Annotated in this window: 2 protein-coding genes; both read left to right on the plus strand. The window is 62.3% G+C overall.

From position 1 onward, the window contains the following. The coding region (gene nrdI, locus AC2VOK_RS06565) for a class Ib ribonucleoside-diphosphate reductase assembly flavoprotein NrdI (RefSeq protein ID WP_428899760.1) at positions 1-374 on the plus strand (374 nt) is incomplete at its 5' end. Next, the coding region (locus AC2VOK_RS06570; protein WP_428899761.1) for a ribonucleotide reductase N-terminal alpha domain-containing protein at positions 344-3,102 on the plus strand (2,759 nt) is incomplete at its 3' end. The genes nrdI and AC2VOK_RS06570, both read left to right, overlap by 31 nt.

Raw genomic sequence — 3,102 nt, forward strand, 5'->3', positions numbered from 1 at the left:
TTCCCGCCACGCGGATACCGCTGCACGGCCGCATCGAGGTCGACGACCCGTACGTGCTGATCCTGCCCACCTACGGCGGCGGGCGGGCCACCCCCGACCTGAACTCCGGCGGCTACGTGCCCAAGCAGGTCATCGCCTTCTTGAACAACGAACACAACAGGTCGCTGATCCGCGGCGTCATCGCCGCGGGCAACAACAACTTCGGTGCGGAATTCGCCTACGCGGGCAACGTCATCTCCCGCAAGTGCGGCGTTCCCTACCTCTACCGCTTCGAACTGATGGGAACCCCCGACGACGTCGATGCCGTTCGCGCGGGGCTCTCCGACTTCTGGAAGGAACAGACGTGCCACCAACCGTCGTTGCAGAGGCTGTAACGTCCGGCACCCACGCCCACTTTGTCGGCGGGTCGGGTGAAACGGACTACCACGCGCTCAACGCGATGCTGAACCTCTATGACTCCGACGGCAAAATCCAGTTCGACAAGGACGTGCTCGCCGCGCGGCAGTACTTCCTGCAGCACGTCAACCAGAACACCGTCTTCTTCCACAACCAGGACGAGAAGCTCGACTACCTGATCCGCGAAAACTACTACGAGCGTGAGGTTCTCGACCGGTACTCGCGCAACTTCGTCAAGGAGCTGCTGGACCGCGCCTACGCCAAGAAGTTCCGGTTCCCGACGTTTTTGGGCGCGTTCAAGTACTACACCTCCTACACGCTGAAGACCTTCGACGGCAAGCGCTACCTGGAGCGCTTCGAGGACCGCGTCGTCATGGTGGCGCTGACCCTGGCCGCCGGCGACACCGGGCTGGCCGAGAAGCTGGTCGACGAGACCATCGACGGCCGGTTCCAGCCGGCCACCCCGACGTTTCTGAACTCGGGCAAGAAGCAGCGCGGCGAGCCGGTGAGCTGCTTTCCCGCCGGAACGCCAGTGGATACCCCTGACGGGCCACGGGCGATCGAAACTCTGCGGGCAGGTGACCGGGTGCTCTCGCACGACGGGTCTTTCTCCGTCGTCGAGTCGGTCATCGAAAACCCCAACGATCAAGCCCTCATGTCGATCTCACACTTCGGGCACAAAGAGCCGATCCTGTGCACTCCGGAGCACCCGATCCTGGTGTGGACCGCACGCGATGTGCCGACACTGATCGACGGCGACGGTGCCGACCCGTTCAACGGATTCGTCTGGCTGGCTGCCAAAGACATTCGTACCACCGACTTCATCGTGACGGCAGCACCGCTGGAGGGACGGTCGCGGCGCGTCCATGACCTGATGGAGTACGTCGGCGCGGGTGACTACGAAGAGGTCGATGGACTGATACGCAAGGTCAACACCGATCGCAAGCACCGCAACAAACAACGCCACCACATGAGCTTCATCTCGGTGAATCGCTACGTCGAAGAGTCGTACGATCTTGGCCTCATCCTCGGCTGGTACGTCGCCGAAGGCCATATCTCCAAGCGGTCAGGTTCCGCGGGCCGGACCGCCAACGGTATTCACTTCACCATCGGCACACACGAACTCGAGTACCAGCAGGAGTTGGCGGCGGCATTCAAGCGGGTGTTCGCCGCGGACCTCGCCATACACCAGAGCGTGACGGACCAGTCGGTGCGGATGGTGTGCAACAGCAAGGTCGTTGCGTCGTTGTTCCTCTCCCTGGTCGGGACGGGGTATCACGCGAAGCGGTTGTCCCACGATGTCCTGACGGCGGACGAAGAGTTCCAGCGGGGGCTGCTGGCCGGGTTGTTCCGCGGGGACGGGTGCAGTACCACCGGTGGCATGGTGCTTGACCTGGTAAATCCGGAGCTGATCGATCAGGTGCAGCTGCTTTTGCGCCGAGTCGGGATCGTCTCGAGGATCCGTCAGTACGTCAACCAAGCGGGCAACGTGACGGGACAGGTGTTCGTGCCCGGTCTGCCCGGCGCGAACGAAGATTTCATCTTCGACGTCGGCAAGAACCTGCACAACTATATCGGCCAGAAGGGCTCGTCGCGCACGACTTATCAGGTCGTGCACGGCCGGCACGTGTACGGAATCCGCGAACTGGCGCGCACGCAGCACATTCCGGCGAAGGTCTACAACCTCCACGTCGAAGACACGCACACGTACACGATTCGTGGCACTGTCGTGCACAACTGCTTTCTTTTGCGCATCGAGGACAACATGGAGTCGATCGGCCGCTCGATCAACTCCGCGCTGCAGCTGTCCAAGCGCGGCGGGGGAGTGGCGTTGCTGCTGAGCAACATTCGCGAGCACGGCGCCCCGATCAAGAACATCGAGAACCAGTCCTCGGGTGTCATCCCGATCATGAAGCTGCTCGAGGACTCCTTCTCCTACGCCAACCAGCTGGGCGCCCGGCAGGGTGCCGGTGCGGTGTACCTGCACGCCCACCATCCCGACATCTACCGCTTCCTGGACACCAAGCGGGAGAACGCCGACGAGAAGATCCGGATCAAGACGCTGAGCCTGGGCGTGGTGATCCCCGACATCACCTTCGAGCTGGCCAAGCGCAACGAGGACATGTACCTGTTCTCGCCCTACGACGTGGAACGCGTCTACGGGGTGCCCTTCGCCGACGTCTCGGTGACCGAGAAGTACTACGAGATGGTCGACGACGCACGGATCCGCAAGACCAAGATCAAGGCGCGGGAGTTCTTCCAGACGCTGGCCGAGCTGCAGTTCGAGTCCGGCTACCCCTACATCATGTTCGAGGACACGGTGAACCGGGCCAATCCCATCGAGGGCAAGATTACGCACTCCAACCTGTGCTCGGAGATCCTGCAGGTGTCCACCCCGTCGTTGTTCAACGAGGACTTGTCGTATGCCACAGTGGGCAAGGACATTTCGTGCAACCTGGGCTCGCTGAACATCGCCAAGGCGATGGACTCGCCGGACTTCGCCCAGACCATCGAGGTGGCCATCCGGGCGCTGACCGCGGTCAGCGACCAGACCCACATCACCTCGGTGCCCTCGATCGAGCAGGGCAACAACGACTCCCACGCGATCGGGCTCGGGCAGATGAACCTGCACGGCTACCTGGCCCGCGAGCACATCTTCTACGGCTCGGAGGAAGGCGTCGACTTCACCAACATCTACTTCTACAC

The sequence above is a fragment of the Mycobacterium sp. TH-M116 genome (assembly GCF_057473685.1).